Annotated in this window: 9 protein-coding genes, 2 rRNA genes and 1 pseudogene; 2 read left to right on the forward strand and 10 right to left on the reverse strand. The window is 64.2% G+C overall.

Annotation, left to right across the window (positions count from 1 at the left end; translation table 11 throughout):
• Positions 1-38 precede the first annotated feature (38 nt).
• From QFZ61_RS14330 to QFZ61_RS14355, 6 genes and pseudogenes are all read right to left on the reverse strand, one after another.
• Positions 39-3,165 (reverse strand): 23S ribosomal RNA (locus QFZ61_RS14330).
• Between the two features lie 553 nt (positions 3,166-3,718).
• Positions 3,719-5,244: ribosomal RNA gene (locus tag QFZ61_RS14335) — 16S ribosomal RNA — on the reverse strand.
• The 16S and 23S rRNA genes sit together here, the layout of an rRNA operon.
• A gap of 526 nt (positions 5,245-5,770) precedes the next feature.
• Positions 5,771-7,084 carry a tyrosine--tRNA ligase gene (gene tyrS / locus QFZ61_RS14340; protein ID WP_307037128.1) on the reverse strand — a complete coding sequence of 438 codons (1,314 nt, stop codon included), beginning with the start codon at positions 7,082-7,084 and terminating at the stop codon, positions 5,771-5,773.
• Positions 7,085-7,165: 81 nt separating this feature from the next.
• Positions 7,166-9,396: pseudogene (locus tag QFZ61_RS14345) on the reverse strand (AAA family ATPase).
• A gap of 208 nt (positions 9,397-9,604) precedes the next feature.
• Positions 9,605-10,126 (reverse strand): adenine phosphoribosyltransferase, encoded by a 522-nt coding sequence (locus tag QFZ61_RS14350; protein WP_307038225.1) that lies wholly within the window; start codon positions 10,124-10,126, stop codon positions 9,605-9,607.
• Between the two features lie 92 nt (positions 10,127-10,218).
• Positions 10,219-10,860, reverse strand: a complete 642-nt coding sequence (locus tag QFZ61_RS14355) for a DNA-3-methyladenine glycosylase (protein WP_307037130.1) — start codon at positions 10,858-10,860, stop codon at positions 10,219-10,221.
• 104 nt (positions 10,861-10,964) lie between these two features.
• Here QFZ61_RS14355 and QFZ61_RS14360 point away from each other — a divergent pair, with 104 nt between their 5' ends.
• Positions 10,965-12,488, forward strand: a complete 1,524-nt coding sequence (locus tag QFZ61_RS14360) for a DNA-3-methyladenine glycosylase 2 family protein (protein WP_307037132.1) — start codon at positions 10,965-10,967, stop codon at positions 12,486-12,488.
• Positions 12,485-13,000 (forward strand): methylated-DNA--[protein]-cysteine S-methyltransferase, encoded by a 516-nt coding sequence (locus tag QFZ61_RS14365; RefSeq protein WP_307037134.1) that lies wholly within the window; start codon positions 12,485-12,487, stop codon positions 12,998-13,000. The genes QFZ61_RS14360 and QFZ61_RS14365 overlap by 4 nt, the downstream gene beginning before the upstream one ends.
• Positions 13,001-13,062: 62 nt before the next feature.
• Here QFZ61_RS14365 and QFZ61_RS14370 read toward each other — a convergent pair whose 3' ends face one another.
• The 4 genes from QFZ61_RS14370 to QFZ61_RS14385 all read right to left on the reverse strand — a co-directional run bounded on the left by QFZ61_RS14370 (position 13,063) and on the right by QFZ61_RS14385 (position 17,186).
• The gene (locus QFZ61_RS14370; protein ID WP_307037136.1) at positions 13,063-13,809 is read right to left on the reverse strand and encodes a maleylpyruvate isomerase family mycothiol-dependent enzyme; all 747 of its coding nucleotides are present in this window, start codon (positions 13,807-13,809) and stop codon (positions 13,063-13,065) included.
• 55 nt (positions 13,810-13,864) lie between these two features.
• A complete protein-coding gene (locus QFZ61_RS14375; protein ID WP_307037137.1) occupies positions 13,865-14,386 on the reverse strand; it encodes a pyridoxal 5'-phosphate synthase in 522 nt (173 codons plus the stop codon).
• 92 nt (positions 14,387-14,478) lie between these two features.
• Entirely contained in the window at positions 14,479-15,945 is a 1,467-nt protein-coding gene (argH, locus tag QFZ61_RS14380; protein WP_307038227.1) for an argininosuccinate lyase, read from the reverse strand.
• A gap of 35 nt (positions 15,946-15,980) precedes the next feature.
• Positions 15,981-17,186 (reverse strand): argininosuccinate synthase, encoded by a 1,206-nt coding sequence (locus tag QFZ61_RS14385; protein ID WP_307037139.1) that lies wholly within the window; start codon positions 17,184-17,186, stop codon positions 15,981-15,983.
• Positions 17,187-17,230 lie beyond the last annotated feature (44 nt).

Raw genomic sequence — 17,230 nt, forward strand, 5'->3', positions numbered from 1 at the left:
GTGAACGTCTTTTGAATCCGTTCACGAAGGTGGGGTGTGTGGTGTAAGTTATCGGCCTATTAGTACCGGTCAGCTTCACGAGTCGTTAGTCCTCGCTTCCACATCCGGCCTATCAACCCAGTGGTCTGGCTGGGGGCCTCTCACACACGAGGTGTATGGAAATCTCATCTTGAAGCGAGCTTCCCGCTTAGATGCTTTCAGCGGTTATCCCATCCGAACGTAGCTAATCAGCGGTGCACTTGGCAGTACAACTGACACACCAGAGGTTCGTCCGTCCCGGTCCTCTCGTACTAAGGACAGCCCTTCTCAAATTTCCTGCGCGCGCAGCGGATAGGGACCGAACTGTCTCACGACGTTCTAAACCCAGCTCGCGTACCGCTTTAATGGGCGAACAGCCCAACCCTTGGGACCTACTCCAGCCCCAGGATGCGACGAGCCGACATCGAGGTGCCAAACCATGCCGTCGATATGGACTCTTGGGCAAGATCAGCCTGTTATCCCCGAGGTACCTTTTATCCGTTGAGCGACGGCCATTCCACAATGTACCGCCGGATCACTAGTCCCGACTTTCGTCCCTGCTCGAGATGTCTCTCTCACAGTCAAGCTCCCTTGTGCACTTACACTCGACACCTGATTGCCAACCAGGCTGAGGGAACCTTTGGGCGCCTCCGTTACTTTTTAGGAGGCAACCGCCCCAGTTAAACTACCCATCAGGCACTGTCCCTGACCCGGATTACGGGCCGAAGTTAGATGTCCAAAGTGACCAGAGTGGTATTTCAACGATGACTCCACCCGGACTGGCGTCCGGGCTTCAACGTCTCCCACCTATCCTACACAAGCCACTCCGAACACCAATACCAAACTATAGTAAAGGTCTCGGGGTCTTTCCGTCCTGCTGCGCGTAACGAGCATCTTTACTCGTACTGCAATTTCGCCGAGTTTATGGTTGAGACAGCGGGGAAGTCGTTACTCCATTCGTGCAGGTCGGAACTTACCCGACAAGGAATTTCGCTACCTTAGGATGGTTATAGTTACCACCGCCGTTTACTGGGGCTTAAATTCTCAGCTTCGCCTTGCGGCTAACCGGTCCTCTTAACCTTCCAGCACCGGGCAGGAGTCAGTCCGTATACATCGTCTTGCGACTTCGCACGGACCTGTGTTTTTAGTAAACAGTCGCTTCCCCCTGGTCTCTGCGGCCCCGCCACGCTCCGGACAGCATGTGTCCATCACGATAGGGGCCCCCCTTCTCCCGAAGTTACGGGGGCATTTTGCCGAGTTCCTTAACCATAATTCTCTCGATCGCCTTAGTATTCTCTACCTGATCACCTGTGTCGGTTTGGGGTACGGGCGGCTAAAACCTCGCGTCGATGCTTTTCTCGGCAGCATAGGATCACCGGATCCCCCCATACGGGGGTCCCATCGGGTCTCAGGCATCATGAACGGCGGATTTGCCTACCGTTCGCCCTACATCCTTAGACCGGGGCAACCATCGCCCGGCCCGGCTACCTTCCTGCGTCACACCTGTTAATACGCTTGCCTCCCAGGTTTCGGTCCCGCGCTCCACCAAAACCCTCACACCACAAGGGTGAAAAGGGCAGGTCTCGGGCGGTTAGTATCCCCTGTTCAGCATGGGCGGTTTTTCGCCGGTACGGGAATATCAACCCGTTGTCCATCGACTACGCCTGTCGGCCTCGCCTTAGGTCCCGACTTACCCAGGGCAGATTAGCTTGACCCTGGAACCCTTGATCATTCGGCGGACGGGTTTCTCACCCGTCTTTCGCTACTCATGCCTGCATTCTCACTCGTGTAGGCTCCACCGCTGGTTTACACCGCGACTTCACTGCCCACACGACGCTCCCCTACCCATCCAGACGCCTGAACCACAAGGGCTTAGCAAAAATCTGAATGCCACAACTTCGGCGGTGTACTTGAGCCCCGCTACATTGTCGGCGCGGAATCACTTGACCAGTGAGCTATTACGCACTCTTTTAAGGATGGCTGCTTCTAAGCCAACCTCCTGGTTGTCTTCGCAACTCCACATCCTTTCCCACTTAGCACACGCTTAGGGGCCTTAGTTGGTGGTCTGGGCTGTTTCCCTCTCGACTATGAAGCTTATCCCCCACAGTCTCACTGCTGCGCTCTCACTTACCGGCATTCGGAGTTTGGCTGACGTCAGTAACCTTGTAGGGCCCATTAGCCATCCAGTAGCTCTACCTCCGGTAAGAAACACGCAACGCTGCACCTAAATGCATTTCGGGGAGAACCAGCTATCACGAAGTTTGATTGGCCTTTCACCCCTACCCACAGCTCATCCCCTCCATTTTCAACTGAAGTGGGTTCGGTCCTCCACGACGTCTTACCGTCGCTTCAACCTGGCCATGGGTAGATCACTTCGCTTCGGGTCTAGATCACGCCACTGCAACGCCCTGTTCAGACTCGCTTTCGCTACGGCTTCCCCACACGGGTTAACCTCGCGACGTAACACTAACTCGCAGGCTCATTCTTCAAAAGGCACGCCGTCACAACTACAAGGCTGCTCCGACGGATTGTAAGCACACGGTTTCAGGTACTGTTTCACTCCCCTCCCGGGGTACTTTTCACCTTTCCCTCACGGTACTGGTCCGCTATCGGTCATTAGGGAGTATTTAGGCTTATCAGGTGGTCCTGACAGATTCACACGGGATTTCTCGGGCCCCGTGCTACTTGGGATACTCTCCGGGCGGCATGACAACATTTCGGTTACGGGGCTCACACCCTCTCTGGCCGGCCTTTCAAGACCGTTCACCTATGCCCATGCAACACACCCCACTGTCCCGGCAGAGACAGAACGGAAAGTCCCACAACCCCGACCATGCAACGCCCGCCGGCTATCACACATGGAACGGTTTAGCCTGATCCGCGTTCGCTCGCCACTACTAACGGAATCACTATTGTTTTCTCTTCCTGCGGGTACTGAGATGTTTCACTTCCCCGCGTTCCCTCCACGCACCCTATGTGTTCAGATGCGGGTCACCAGGTCACTCGCGCGCCTGGCGGGGTTTCCCCATTCGGACACCCTGGGATCACAGTCCGGTTATCGACTCCCCCAGGCTTATCGCAGATTCCTACGTCCTTCTTCGGCTCCTAATGCCAAGGCATCCACCGTGTGCTCTTAAAAACTTGACCACAAAAGATCAATCAGTAATTTTCGAGAGAACCATGAAAACCACCGCCCCGCCCCAAAGGACAGAAACGACAGATCCAGGTTCATATTCTTGGAAATTGCTTCTTATAAAAGATGCTCGCGTCCACTATGTAGTTCTCAAACAACAACCCCAGACCACACACCCCACACACCAGAACCCCCGCAAAAGGGGCCCATCACAGTGCATGCTCGCTGCAGCCGGGAAACCAGAAACACACAAGCCCCACACCCCGCACCCCCACCCCCCGCAAAAGAGGAAGAACGCCCGGGCCATGGTCCTGTTGTCTCAGGACCCAACAGTGTGCCAAACACGAAACCGCCCCATCCCCGTCCGCACCGTTCCAGGACACCCGAACCCCGAAGGGAACGAACATGTCCGTACTGGGTGCCGGCAGAAAAACCGGCGGCCGCTATTTGCTGATATTCCACCCGTGAGCACCCGCCGCAGAACAATCGTCTGCGCAACGGGCGTACTCCTGACAACACCACCACACAGACATAACGCCTGGCAGGGTTGTTGTAGGTGCTCCTTAGAAAGGAGGTGATCCAGCCGCACCTTCCGGTACGGCTACCTTGTTACGACTTAGTCCCAATCGCCAGTCCCACCTTCGACAGCTCCCTCCCACAAGGGGTTAGGCCACCGGCTTCGGGTGTTACCAACTTTCGTGACTTGACGGGCGGTGTGTACAAGGCCCGGGAACGTATTCACCGCAGCGTTGCTGATCTGCGATTACTAGCGACTCCGACTTCATGGGGTCGAGTTGCAGACCCCAATCCGAACTGAGACCGGCTTTTTGGGATTAGCTCCACCTCACAGTATCGCAACCCTTTGTACCGGCCATTGTAGCATGCGTGAAGCCCAAGACATAAGGGGCATGATGATTTGACGTCGTCCCCACCTTCCTCCGAGTTGACCCCGGCAGTCTCCCATGAGTCCCCGCCATTACGCGCTGGCAACATGGAACGAGGGTTGCGCTCGTTGCGGGACTTAACCCAACATCTCACGACACGAGCTGACGACAACCATGCACCACCTGTGAACCGGCCCCAAAGGGGAAGGACTGTTTCCAGCCCGGTCCGGCCCATGTCAAGCCTTGGTAAGGTTCTTCGCGTTGCATCGAATTAATCCGCATGCTCCGCCGCTTGTGCGGGCCCCCGTCAATTCCTTTGAGTTTTAGCCTTGCGGCCGTACTCCCCAGGCGGGGCACTTAATGCGTTAGCTACGGCGCGGAAAACGTGGAATGTCCCCCACACCTAGTGCCCAACGTTTACGGCATGGACTACCAGGGTATCTAATCCTGTTCGCTCCCCATGCTTTCGCTCCTCAGCGTCAGTTAATGCCCAGAGACCTGCCTTCGCCATCGGTGTTCCTCCTGATATCTGCGCATTTCACCGCTACACCAGGAATTCCAGTCTCCCCTACATCACTCTAGTCTGCCCGTACCCACCGCAGATCCGGAGTTGAGCCCCGGACTTTCACGGCAGACGCGACAAACCGCCTACGAGCTCTTTACGCCCAATAATTCCGGATAACGCTTGCGCCCTACGTATTACCGCGGCTGCTGGCACGTAGTTAGCCGGCGCTTCTTCTGCAGGTACCGTCACTTTCGCTTCTTCCCTACTGAAAGAGGTTTACAACCCGAAGGCCGTCATCCCTCACGCGGCGTCGCTGCATCAGGCTTGCGCCCATTGTGCAATATTCCCCACTGCTGCCTCCCGTAGGAGTCTGGGCCGTGTCTCAGTCCCAGTGTGGCCGGTCACCCTCTCAGGCCGGCTACCCGTCGTCGCCTTGGTGAGCCATTACCTCACCAACAAGCTGATAGGCCGCGAGTCCATCCAAAACCACAAAAAGCTTTCCACCCCCCACCATGCGATGAGGAGTCATATCCGGTATTAGACCCAGTTTCCCAGGCTTATCCCAGAGTTAAGGGCAGGTTACTCACGTGTTACTCACCCGTTCGCCACTAATCCCCCCAGCAAGCTGGGGATCATCGTTCGACTTGCATGTGTTAAGCACGCCGCCAGCGTTCATCCTGAGCCAGGATCAAACTCTCCGTTGAAGAACAGACACAACCAAAGAACCACGGGAAAACGCGGAACCAGGCTGCACAAAATTTGAAACCAGCTGTAAAAACCATGCCATCCACGGGGTGGACAACACAGCCAAACAACCAATCAATAAAACAATTGGTATCAACAAACTTGGCACACTATTGAGTTCTCAAACAACAGACACATTCGAGTACTTCTCGAAACAATTTCTTTTGTTTCGCATTTCCTCGTCGCTACATTTCTACTTTATTGCATTCATTTCTGCTTTGCAAATCCGGCATTTTTCCCGGAATTCTGGCAGCAGAAGCAAATCTGCCCAGCAATTATCAAGCAATTTCAATTTCCCGGTGCTATGACCAGGAAGAATTGCTTCTTTTTGTTGGGGGTTGGTCGCCACTCAGTGGCGGCGACTCAGAAGACATTACACGCTCGACATCGGCCGTGCAAATCGGCCGGTGAGGAGCATGGGGGGTGCGGCAGCTACAGCGGCGCGACCCGCCTTAGCCGGGAACCACGACAGGAACGACATGCCGGCTAAGCTCCGGCCACTTCCACCGTTGCGAGGTTCTTTTTGCCCCGGCGCAGCAGCAGGTAGCGGCCGTGGAGCAGCTCTTCGGCGCCGATGACGGCGTCGGGATCTGAAATTTTGGCGTTGTTCACGTAGGCGCCGCCCTCCCCCACGGTGCGCCGGGCCGCGGACTTGCTCTCGGACAAACCGGTCGCCACAAGCAAGTCGATGATGCCGAGGCCGGAACCCTCCACGGTGGCAGAAGGCAGTTCCGCCGTCGCGGCCTTCAAACTCTCTGCATCCAGCGCTGTCAGGTCCCCGCCGCCGAACACTGCCGCAGAGGCCGCGATGACTTTTTCGGTGGCGTCGACGCCGTGCACCAGGGACGTGACCTCGTAGGCAAGTTTCCGCTGGCCTTCGCGGGCGAACGGCCGCTCTACAACTGACGCTTCCAAAGCTTCGATGTCGGCACGGCTGAGGAAGGTGAAGACTTTGAGCCGGGCGGCGACGTCGGCGTCGGCGGTGTTGAGCCAGAACTGGTAAAAGGCGTACGGGCTGCACATCTCGGCGTCGAGCCAGATAGCGTTGCCCTCGCTTTTGCCAAACTTGGTTCCATCCGCGTTGGTGATCAACGGGGTGCCCAGGGCGTGAACGTGCTTGCCCTCAACCTTGCGGATCAGGTCCGTACCACTCGTAAGGTTGCCCCATTGGTCCGATCCCCCGGTCTGCAGCACACAGCCGTAGTCGCGGAACAGCTGCAGGTAGTCCATCCCTTGCAGGATCTGGTAGCTGAACTCGGTGTAGCTGATGCCCTCGTCCGAATTCAGCCGCGTGGCCACGATGTCCTTTTTGATCATCGTGCCGACGCGGAAATGCTTCCCGATCCCGCGCAGGAAGTCGATGGCGCTCAGTGGGGCGGTCCAGTCGAGATTGTTGACCATCCGCGCCGCGTTGTCGCCGTCGAAGCTGAGGAAGCGCTGCACCTGGCCTTGCAGCCGGCCGACCCATTCCGCCACGGTTTCCGGGGTGTTGAGCACGCGCTCCGCGGTCTGCCGCGGGTCACCAATGAGGCCGGTGGAACCGCCCACCAGGCCCAGGGGCTTGTGCCCGGCCAGCTGCAGCCGGCGCATCAGCAGCAGCTGTACAAGGTTGCCCAGGTGCAGGCTCGGTGCGGTGGGATCGAAGCCGCAGTAGTAGGTGGCGGGGGCGCCGGCGAGCAGCTTTTCCAGCTCCGCCTCGTCGGTGGAGACGTGGACCAGGCCGCGCCATTTCAGCTCCTGCCAGATGTTGGCGAAGCCGGGGTCGTTCTGTTGGGACTGAAGATTCGTAAGCTCGGGCACGGAATCTAAGTTAGCAGGATCGGTCCGGCGGGACGGCCCTGCACCGGCTCGTGACAGAGAGAGCCGGTGCAGGCCGGGCCGCTACTCTTCGATGCCCGCCGGCACGCCGGCGGACGCGATGAGCCGTAACCGCTGGGTGGGGCGGGTCATCGCCACGTACAGATCCCCCACCCGGCCGTGCTCGTGGTTCAGCATGGTCGACGGTTCCAGTACCACAACGCCGTCGAACTCCAGCCCCTTGGCCTCGCGGGGGCTGATCACGACAATGTCCTGCTCGTAGCTCCCGGCGCCGGTACCGACCCTGCGGCCGTAGGCGCCGCGCAGCGCCTTGGCGGCTTCCGGAAGGAGCCCGCCGTCGGCGATCACCGCCAGCAGGCCGCCGTCGAGCGCGTCGATCTCCTCGGGAAGGACCTCAAGAAGCCGGCCGACAACCGCGCCGGACTCGACCTGGTCGATCAGCGGGGACCAGCGGCCCTCGCGGACGGCCTTCGGGGCTGAAACAACAAGCCCTGCGGCGTTCGCCATCCGGGCAGCCGCCTCGGCGATCTGCGACGGGGTGCGGTAGTTGACAGTGAGCTCCTCGAGCTGCCAGCGGTCCCCGAACATCGGCGCCAGTGCACTCTGCCAGGACTTGGCCCCGGCCACAGAGCTTGTCTGGGCAATGTCACCGACAATGGTGAAGGACTTCAGCGGGCAGCGGCGGACCAGCAGCCGCCACTGCATGGGCGAGAGCTCCTGCGCCTCGTCCACCACGATGTGTCCGAACGCCCACGTACGGTCCGTGGTGGCGCGTTCGGCCGCGGTGAGCCGTGCCTCGCGCTCCTGGTTTTGGTCCACCAGTTCCTCAGCCGAGATCAGGACGTCCACACCCGCTGTTTCCATGTTGACGAGCGTCTGCTTGGCGTTCGCCAGGTCCCGGGCACGGTCGTGCTCCTGCTGGGCCAGCCCGCGGCCGGCGGCCGGATCCAGTTCGCCGAGCAGTTCGGCGGCCTCGTCCAGCAGGGGCACGTCGGCTTCGGTCCACGGGGATCCGGCCGGCCGGAGCAGCAGTGCCCGCTCGGCGGGGTTAAGGTTCGGGGTGCAGGCCTCAAGGATGGCCGGTTTGCTCAGCAACTCCCCCACGAGCTTTTCGGGCGTCATCGGCATCCAGCACAGGTTCAAGGCAACCCGGACGTCCCGGGCCGAGCGGACGTCCTCGGCAAGGTAGGAGCGGTCGGCGTTGTTGCCGATACTGCCCGCCTCAACGAGTTCGGTCATTTGTTCGGTCAGTTCACGGAGCAGGATCTTGACGAAGGACACCCGGGCTTCGTTGTGCGGCTTCCCGGTGGCCCGCGCCTTCTCCCGGGCGCGGCGGACCTGGCGCGGGGTCAGCACCAGCTTGCGGCCGTCGACTTCCAGGATGCGGTTCCCGGCCGGGATGCGCTGGCGGTTCGCAACCGCGTTCGCCACCACCTCGGCCATCTCCAGCCGTCCCTTTATGGCAGCGACGTCGGAGTCGTCCTCGACGACGGCGTGGATGCCGGGCATCAGCCGGCCCAGGCTGGCCATCACGACGCCGGTCTCGCCGAGGGAGGGCAGCACCCGCTCGATGTAGTTCATGAACGACGACGACGGCCCCACCAGCAGCACGCCGGCCGTCTTGAGCCGCTCCCGGTGCGTGTACAGCAGGTAGGCGGCGCGGTGCAGGGCGACGGCGGTTTTTCCGGTGCCAGGTCCGCCCTGGACCACGAGCGCGCCGGAAATTGAAGAGCGGATGATCCGGTCCTGTTCGGACTGGATCGTACCGACGATGTCCGACATGCGTCCGGTGCGCTTAGAGTTCAGGGCGGCAAGCAGCGCCCCCTCGCCCTGCAGGGAATCGCTGTCGGCGAGCATGTCGGCGTCGAGCACGTCATCCTCGATGGCCTTGACCTGGCGGCCCTGCAGAATCAGGTGGCGGCGGCGGCGCACACCCTGCCGGTCAAAGGCCGTGGCCTGGTAAAAGTGTCCGGCTTCCGGGGCACGCCAGTCCACCATGAGCCGCTGCAAATCGTCGGTGGTCAGGCCGATGCGGCCGATGTACTGGGCCTCTCCAGAGTCAAGGTCAAGGCGGCCAAACACGAGGCGGTCGTCGACGGCGTCGAGCTGGGCGAGACGGTCCTCGTACAGTGCGGCAAACGCGTCACGCTCGGAGACGTTCTGCATGGTGCCCACGGCGCCGGCGCGGCGGACCTGGGCCAGTTGGGCACGCTCTTCTCCGCCCGCAACTCATCCAGCCGGGCGTACAGTCCGGCCACGTAGTCGCGTTCATGGGCCAAATCTGCGTCGTGCATGGAACGTTCCCCTATCGAAAAAGACAGACCAACCATTCTACAGCGATTTTCGCGATCGCTCCTTAAATATGTCGGTTTACATCAGGTCCGGACTTTTTTCAGGCATTCTACCGACGCCGGCACGCCCGTCCAGTGACAAGGCGGGTCGGCGGCGCGGCACTTCCGGGCCGCGGCGCGCCAGGGCGGAGGCTCTCTGGCGCCGGCTCCGCTACAAGTTCAGCAGGGAATGGATGCGGTGCCCGGCGAGGGCGGCCCGGCCGTTGAGGTCGCCCAGTTCCATTACGACGCCGACGCCGGCCACCTCGACCTCGCAACGTTCGAACAACCGGGCAGCCGCGCCCAGGGTGCCGCCGGTGGCGAGGACATCGTCGAGGATGAGTACCCGCGTGCCGGGAGCGAGATCCGAGGTATGCAACTCCAGGGTGGCGGTGCCGTACTCCAGCGCGTAATCCTCCGACACCACCTCGCGGGGCAACTTGCCGGCTTTGCGCACGGTGACGACGCCGGTGCCGGTCGCGTATGCCGCGGCGGCGGCGAGCAGAAAGCCCCGCGCTTCGACGCCTGCGACGGCGTCAAACTGGCCGTGGAACGGCTCGACCAGGGCGTCCACGACGGCCTTCAGCGCGGCGCCGTCCGCGAAGACCGGGGTCAGGTCCTTGAAGACGATGCCCGGTTTGGGATAGTCCGGGACGGTGGCACAAAGGCTGGTGATCTGCTCGCCCACGGTCATTGTCGTGTCCGGCTGGGGAAGGTCCTGCTCGCGTTGTTTCACCCATCAATCTTACTGGCTGGTAGCAATCCCGCCCTGCCGGTTGCGGCCGATCACGCCGTCCTGACTTTCGCTGCCTTGTACTTGGACACCGTGGGGTCGCCGCTGAGCCAGAAGCGCCAGGGATAGTTATCGGACCCGCCCGCCCCGGAGACGCCTACCCGCGGACCGGAGCTGATGTCGGTCGCCGGATCGGCCGGCAGCTCGAGCCGGAACGGTGCGGCCAGGGCATCGCGGCCGCTGTCCGCCGTCGTCAGTCCCAGCGACGTGGCGAACCGGGCGGGACCGCTGGCCAGGTCCTTGCGGGCTTTCGACGTCGGCCGCCGTACCAGGGCCAGCTCTTCGCCCGCGACAACTTCGCCGGCGCGCAGGAGCAGGGCGGAAGCCACACCCTCCGGGCCACAGACGATGTTGGTGCAGTGGTGCATACCGTAGGTGAAGTACACGTACAGGTGGCCGGCCGGGCCGAACATCGGGGCGTTGCGGCGGGTCTGGCCGCGGAACGTGTGCGAGCCCGGATCCGGGTGCAGTGAGTCCTCCGGTCCGAGGTACGCCTCGACCTCGGTGATCCGCACCGCTACCGGCCCGCTGTGGCTCTCGTGCGTGAGTACGGCCCCGAGCAGCAGCGGGGCCACCGTGCGGGGGTCCTGGGACAAAAGCCCGCGCAGGGCCTCGGGCGTCAGGTGCGAATCCATTCTTCGACCTTAACAAACCGGTGCAACCACCTGCCCGGAAGCGCCCTACGGCTGTGTCCGATTTCCGCTAGCGGGGGGCCGTACGAAGCTGGCAAGATGAAGCCATGGACTTTTGGCAGCGCTATCGGGCGATCGACGCCCGGGACCCCCGTTTCGACGGGCAGTTCTACACCGCTGTCCGCACCACCGGCATCTACTGCCGGCCCTCCTGCCCGGCACGGACCCCCAAGGCGGGCAACGTTACCTTCTATGAGACGTCCGCCGCCGCGCACGACGCGGGTTACCGGGCGTGCAAACGCTGCCTGCCCGAAGCAGTGCCGGGAACGCCGGCCTGGAATGTGCGCTCGGACATCGCCGGCAGGGCGATGCGGCTGATCAACGACGGGGTGATCAACCGCGACGGTGTGGAAGGTCTAGCCGCACGGCTGGGCTATTCCTCGCGGCAGCTCAACCGCATCCTCAGCCACGAACTCGGCGCCGGTCCGCTCTCCCTCGCCCGGGCCAGCCGGGCCCAGACCGCCAGAACGCTGCTGGTGTCCACGTCGATGAAGGCCGCCGACATTGCGTTCGCCGCCGGGTTCAGCAGCGTCCGCCAGTTCAACGAGACCATCGCCGAGGTCTTTGCCATGACGCCGTCGGCGTTGCGCGCGACAGCGAGGCATCCGCAGACGGCAGCCAGGACCGCCGTAACGTCCACTGCCCTGACGCTGAACCTGCCCTACCGGGAGCCGTTCGATCCGGGGGTGTTCGGTTTCCTGGCCGTCCGCGCCATCCCGGGCATCGAGGAGGGTACGTCGACGTCTTACGCCCGCACCCTGCGGCTGGCCCACGGGGACGCCCGCTTCCGGGTGGAGTACGGCGCCGACGCGCCGGGCCGGCCGATGACGCTCAGCATCGGCGCCGTGGACCTGCGGGACCTCTCCTCGCTGCTCAGCCGGGTTCGGCGCCTGCTCGACCTCGACGCCGACCCGGTCGCCATCGACACTGCCCTCGGCGCGGACCCCCGTCTGGCGGGCAGCGTCGCCGCCGCACCCGGGATGCGGATGCCCGGCGCCGTGGACCCGCACGAGTTGCTGATCCGCGCCATGATCGGCCAGCAGATTACGGTCGCTGCGGCGAGGACGGCTCTGGTCCAGCTCGCCGCGTCCGGCCGCGAGTGCCTGGTGCCGGCGGAGGGACTGCAGCGGCTTTTCCCGACGGCGGCTGACATCGCGGATGCCGGCTTCGCGCTGCTGCGCGGCCCGCAGCGCCGGATCGACGCCATCCGCGGTGCCGCCGCGGCCATCGCGGCCGGCGACCTTGAGTTCGGCTACGGCGACGACCTGGCCGGACTGCAGGCCAAGCTCCTGCCGCTGGCCGGCGTCGGACCGTGGACCGTGGGGTACCTCGCGATGCGCGTGATCGGCGCCCCGGATGTGTTCCTGGCCAATGACGCCGCGGTCCGCAACGGCATCCGCTCGCTGGCGGCCGGTACGTCTGGGCCCGGTACGTCTGGGCCCGGTCCGTCCTCCCCCGGTTCGTCCTCCCCCGATTTTCGGGAGGTCAGTCCCTGGCGGTCCTACGCCACGATGCATCTGTGGCGGGCGGCCGCAGCCAAGAAACCTGCTCCCAAGAAAGTGACCCGATGAATGCCCAGCTGTTGACCATGTCCACCCCGGACGGCCCGTTCACCATCATTGCCCGCGACGGCGCTGTCCTGGCCTCGGGCTGGACCGCCGTGCCGGGCGAGCTGACGGGCCAAATCCATCCGACGCTGCTGCCCGGCAGTTATGAAGCCGTCTCCTCGTTGGGACCTATCTCGGCCGCCGTCGAGGCGTTCTACGCCGGCAGCCCGCAGGCCGCGATGGAGGTGCCGGTCAGGCAACTGTCCGGTCCCTTCCGCAGCCACGCGTGGGAGATGCTCCGGACCGTCACCGCCGGGCACCCGGTGACCTATACCGAATACGCCGAACTGTCCGGCAACGCCAAGGCCGTCCGGGCGGCAGCCAGCGCCTGCGCCTTCAACGCAGCGGCCCTGTTCGTTCCGTGCCACCGGGTGATCCGGACCGACGGAAGCCTGGGTGGTTTCCGCTGGGGCCTGGCGGTCAAGGAAAGCCTGCTGGAGCGGGAGCGGCAAGTGGCCTTGGCGGTGCAGGCGTAATCCGCCAGCCCTGACCTGCCGGCCCTGGTGGGCGAGTACTTGGTGCGCGAGTACCTGGTCCGTCAGGCCTGGTTCGTTACCGGAACGCCCGCGGGCCAGGGCAGTAGCTCGGGCAGGTCGACGCCGTCGGCTGCGGCGGTGGCGCGGAGACTGCCCAGGGTGGGGGTGCGGCCGGCCAGCCACGCGGCGATGTCGGTGAGCATGCCGTTGATGACAGTGGATCGTCCGCCAGCGGCGCCGAGTGTGACGGACGGCAGGCCGAGCGGCTGGAGCACGAACCGTTGGCCCTCGGGCACCCGGGCGGAGAGAAAGTTGAAGAGGTTCTCGCAGAAGGGCCGGCTCCAGGTCTCCGGGCCGCGGCCGGTGCCCAGGTCGGTGGCGTGGATGGTGAGCTCGCGCCAGAGCGCCAGCCCGCCGTCGAACACCACGCCGTCGCGGAAGGTGATCGGCGCCTGCCAGCCTGCCGCGTCGAGCGTCCCGAACGCCTCCAGTGCACGGCCGATGGCTGCTTCCACCGCGGCCCGGTGCTGCTCGGCGCCGTGCCCGGCGCTGAGTTCGATGGCACGGTTCCGTCCCTCGGAGCCGCCGTCGTACAGCTCGATCTTCTCGCCGCGGGCCGCGTACTCGAGCTGCCGCGCCATGGCGTTGCCAATCCCGGCTACGTGTGCGAGGACGTGGCCGCGGGTCCAGCCGGGCAGTTCCGACGGGGCCGCGACCTCCGCGTCTGTCAGTTTTGCGGCGATTCCGGTCACGACGTCGGCGGCGCGGCGGAGTTCCTCCAGCAGGTTTTCGGGGGTGATTGAAGTCATGGCGCCCATCCTAACCGAGCCACCGGATTAGTGGGGATTAACCCAGTTCGGCTTGTCAGCCTGGTCCGTAGCGGTGCCGGATGTGCCGGCGGTCGTGCCGTGCCTGCCAGAACTCGAACTCCCGGGGTCGGATCGCGTAAAGCTGCCACGCCGGGTTCATACTGCCGTCGGCGCCGGGCCGGGCCGCCCAGTCGGCGGCGGAGGCCGCCGCGGAAAGCAGCACCACATCCCCCGCGACGCGCACCTGGCGGCCCTGCTGCTGCCAGAAGAAGTTCAGCGCGGCGTGCGGGTTGGCGGCAAGCTCCAGGCCCTTGCGGGACTCCCGGGACGTCGCGAAGTGCCAGCCGGCGTCGTCGATGTCCTTGAGGATCAGCATCCGCGACGACGGCCTTCCCAACTTGTCCGCCGTGGCCAGGCTGCAGGCGTTCGGCTGCGGCACACCGGCGGCCAGTGCTTCGGCGAGCCACTGCCGGAACAGTGCCGCCGGATCCGCAGGCGCCTGATCCGGGTCGAAGTCCGGCAGGTCGTCGGGAAAGTCGGGCAGGGCGCGCAGCAGTTCACGGAACGATTCGCTCATGCACCCACCTTAAACGCCGCCGAGTTGGCACGTCACGGCAATGTTTTGGAAAACACTGCTGTGAAGTGCCAACTCGGTGCAGCGGAGGCTGGTTACCGGCCCGCGTAGGCGCGGACTCCGTCGAGTTCCGTTTCGAGCGCCTGCAGCTGGCGTTCGACGGCGGCCGGTGCGGTGCCGCCCTGGGAGTTCCGGCTGTTGAGCGAGCCTGCGGTGGACAGGACCGTGCGGACCTCCGGCGTCAGGTGCTCCGAGATGGCGGCGTATTCCTCGTCCGTCAGGTCCCAGAGTTCGACGTCGCGGCTTTCGGCCTGCTTCACGGCGGCGCCGGAGAGTTCATGCGCCTCGCGGAACGGCACGCCCTGCCGGACCAGCCACTCGGCGATGTCGGTTGCCAGCGCGAAGCCCTGGGGCGCCAGGGATTCCATCCGTTCGGTGTTGAACTTCAGCGTCGCAATCATCCCGGAGACGGCCGGAAGCAGCAGTTCGAGGGTGTCGGCGGCGTCGAAGACCGGTTCCTTGTCCTCCTGCAGGTCGCGGTTGTACGCCAGGGGCAGGCCCTTGAGCGTGGCAAGCAGCCCGGTCAGGTCACCGATCAGCCGGCCTGCCTTGCCGCGCGCCAGTTCGGCCACGTCCGGGTTCTTCTTCTGCGGCATGATCGAGGAGCCGGTGGAGTAGGAGTCATGCAGGGTCACGAAGGAGAACTCCTTGGTGGCCCAGAGGATGACTTCCTCCGAGACCCGGGACAGGTCCACGCCGATCATGGCCGAGACCCAGGCGAACTCGGCGAAGACGTCGCGGGAGGCGGTGCCGTCGATCGAGTTGTGCGTGGCCGAGTTGAAACCCAGATCCGCCGCGACGGCCTCCGGGTCCAGGCCGAGCGAAGACCCGGCGAGGGCACCGGAGCCGTACGGCGAGACGCCCGCGCGCTTGTCCCAGTCGGCCAGCCGCTGGACATCGCGCAGCAGCGCCCAGGCGTGCGCCAGCAGGTGGTGGCTGAGCAGCACCGGCTGGGCGTGCTGCAGGTGGGTGCGGCCCGGCATGGCCACCCCCTGATGCGTCTTGGCCTGGTCCACCAGCGCGTCGATCGTGGCGAGCACGCCGCGGGCGATGATCCGGGCGTGGTCGCGCAGGAACATCCGGCCCAGGGTGGCCACCTGGTCGTTGCGGGACCGGCCGGCGCGGAGCTTCCCGCCCAGCTGCGGACCGGCGCGTTCGATCAGGCCGCGCTCCAGCGAGCCGTGCACGTCCTCGTCGGATTCGGCCGGCGTATACGCGCCGGAGGCCACGTCCTCGTCCAGCCGGTCGAGGGCGTCGAGCATGCCGGAGAGCTCGGCGTCGTCGAGAAGCCCGGCCTTGTGCAGCACCCGGGCGTGCGCCCGGGACCCGGCAATGTCGTAGCGGGCCAGCCGCCAGTCAAAGTGGGTGGACTTGCTCAGCGCCGCGAGGGCGTCCGCGGGACCGCCGGCGAACCGGCCGCCCCAGAGGGCGCCTTCGTTCGTCCCCGAGCGCCCCCCGGCCTCGCTTCGCTCGGCCGGGGACCCCTGCGCTCGTGGGCCCATCTGAGCCTTGCTGGTTTGGTGCTCAGCCACAGGGGCTACTTTCCCGCGACGCGGATGTCGCGGCCGGAGGCGACCTTGGCGGACATGCCCCACAGCTCGATGAAGCCCTTCGCCATCGACTGGTCAAAGGTGTCGCCGGTGTCGTAGGTGGCGAGCGAGAAGTCGTACAGCGAGGTGTCGGAGCGGCGGCCGTTGACGACGGCCTGGCCGCCGTGGAGGGTCATCCGGATGTCGCCCGTGACGTAGCGCTGGGTGTCCTCGATGAAGGCGTCCAGGGAACGCTTGAGCGGGGAGAACCACTGGCCGTCGTACACCAGTTCGGACCAGCGCTGGCCAACGGTGGCCTTGAAGCGGGCCTGCTCGCGCTCGACGGTGATGTCCTCGAGGTGCTTGTGCGCGGTGATCAGCGCCATCGCGCCCGGCGCCTCGTAAATTTCGCGGGACTTGATGCCGACGAGGCGGTCCTCAACGACGTCGATCCTGCCGACGCCCTGGGCGCCGGCGCGGCGGTTCAGTTCCTTGATGGCCTGCAGCGGGGTGACCTTGACGCCGTCGATGGCCACCGGGATACCGGCTTCGAAGGAGATGATGACCTCGTCCGGCGCCGGCGGGAACTCCGGGGTCGCAGTGTAGTCGTAGATGTCCTTCGTCGGGCCGTTCCAGATGTCTTCGAGGTAGCCGGTTTCGACGGCGCGGCCCCAGACGTTCTGGTCGATCGAGTACGGGTTCTTCTTGGTGGTCTCGATCGGCAAGCCCTTTTCCTCGGCGAAGGCGATGGCCTTGTCACGGGTCAGGGCAAGGTCGCGGACCGGTGCGATGCATTTCAGGTCCGGGCCGAGGGTCTGGATGCCGACTTCGAAGCGGACCTGGTCGTTGCCCTTGCCGGTGCAGCCGTGCGCGACCGTGGTGGCGCCGAACTCTCGGGCCGCCTTGACCAGGTGCTTGACGATGACCGGGCGGGAGATCGCGGAAACGAGCGGGTAGTGGCCCTGGTAGAGGCCGTTGGCCTTCAGCGTGGGCATGCAGTATTCGTTCGCGAACTCATCCGAGGCGTCGGCGACATAGGCTTCGACGGCGCCGCAGCCGAGGGCGCGCTGCCGGATGGTCTCCAGCGATTCGCCGCCCTGTCCGACGTCGACCGCCACGGCGATGACCTCGGCGCCGGTCGCTTCACCGATCCAGCCGATGGCTACGGAAGTATCGAGGCCACCGGAGTAGGCCAGCACAATACGCTCAGTCACTTGAAACGCTCCTTAGTTGTTGTGTTCTTCATTGTCTGTGAAAG

It is taken from the genome of Arthrobacter sp. B3I4 (assembly GCF_030816855.1).
In the GTDB taxonomy this organism is placed as follows: Bacteria; Actinomycetota; Actinomycetes; order Actinomycetales; family Micrococcaceae; genus Arthrobacter.

Coding starts and splice junctions, on each gene's coding strand:
- QFZ61_RS14370 (WP_307037136.1), bottom strand. CDS start 13,809: ATGACTTCAATCACCCCCGAAAACCTGCTGGAGGAACTCCGCCGCGCC.
- QFZ61_RS14365 (WP_307037134.1), top strand. CDS start 12,485: ATGAATGCCCAGCTGTTGACCATGTCCACCCCGGACGGCCCGTTCACC.
- argH (WP_307038227.1), bottom strand. CDS start 15,945: ATGGGCCCACGAGCGCAGGGGTCCCCGGCCGAGCGAAGCGAGGCCGGG.
- QFZ61_RS14350 (WP_307038225.1), bottom strand. CDS start 10,126: ATGACCGTGGGCGAGCAGATCACCAGCCTTTGTGCCACCGTCCCGGAC.
- QFZ61_RS14355 (WP_307037130.1), bottom strand. CDS start 10,860: ATGGATTCGCACCTGACGCCCGAGGCCCTGCGCGGGCTTTTGTCCCAG.
- QFZ61_RS14375 (WP_307037137.1), bottom strand. CDS start 14,386: ATGAGCGAATCGTTCCGTGAACTGCTGCGCGCCCTGCCCGACTTTCCC.
- QFZ61_RS14360 (WP_307037132.1), top strand. CDS start 10,965: ATGGACTTTTGGCAGCGCTATCGGGCGATCGACGCCCGGGACCCCCGT.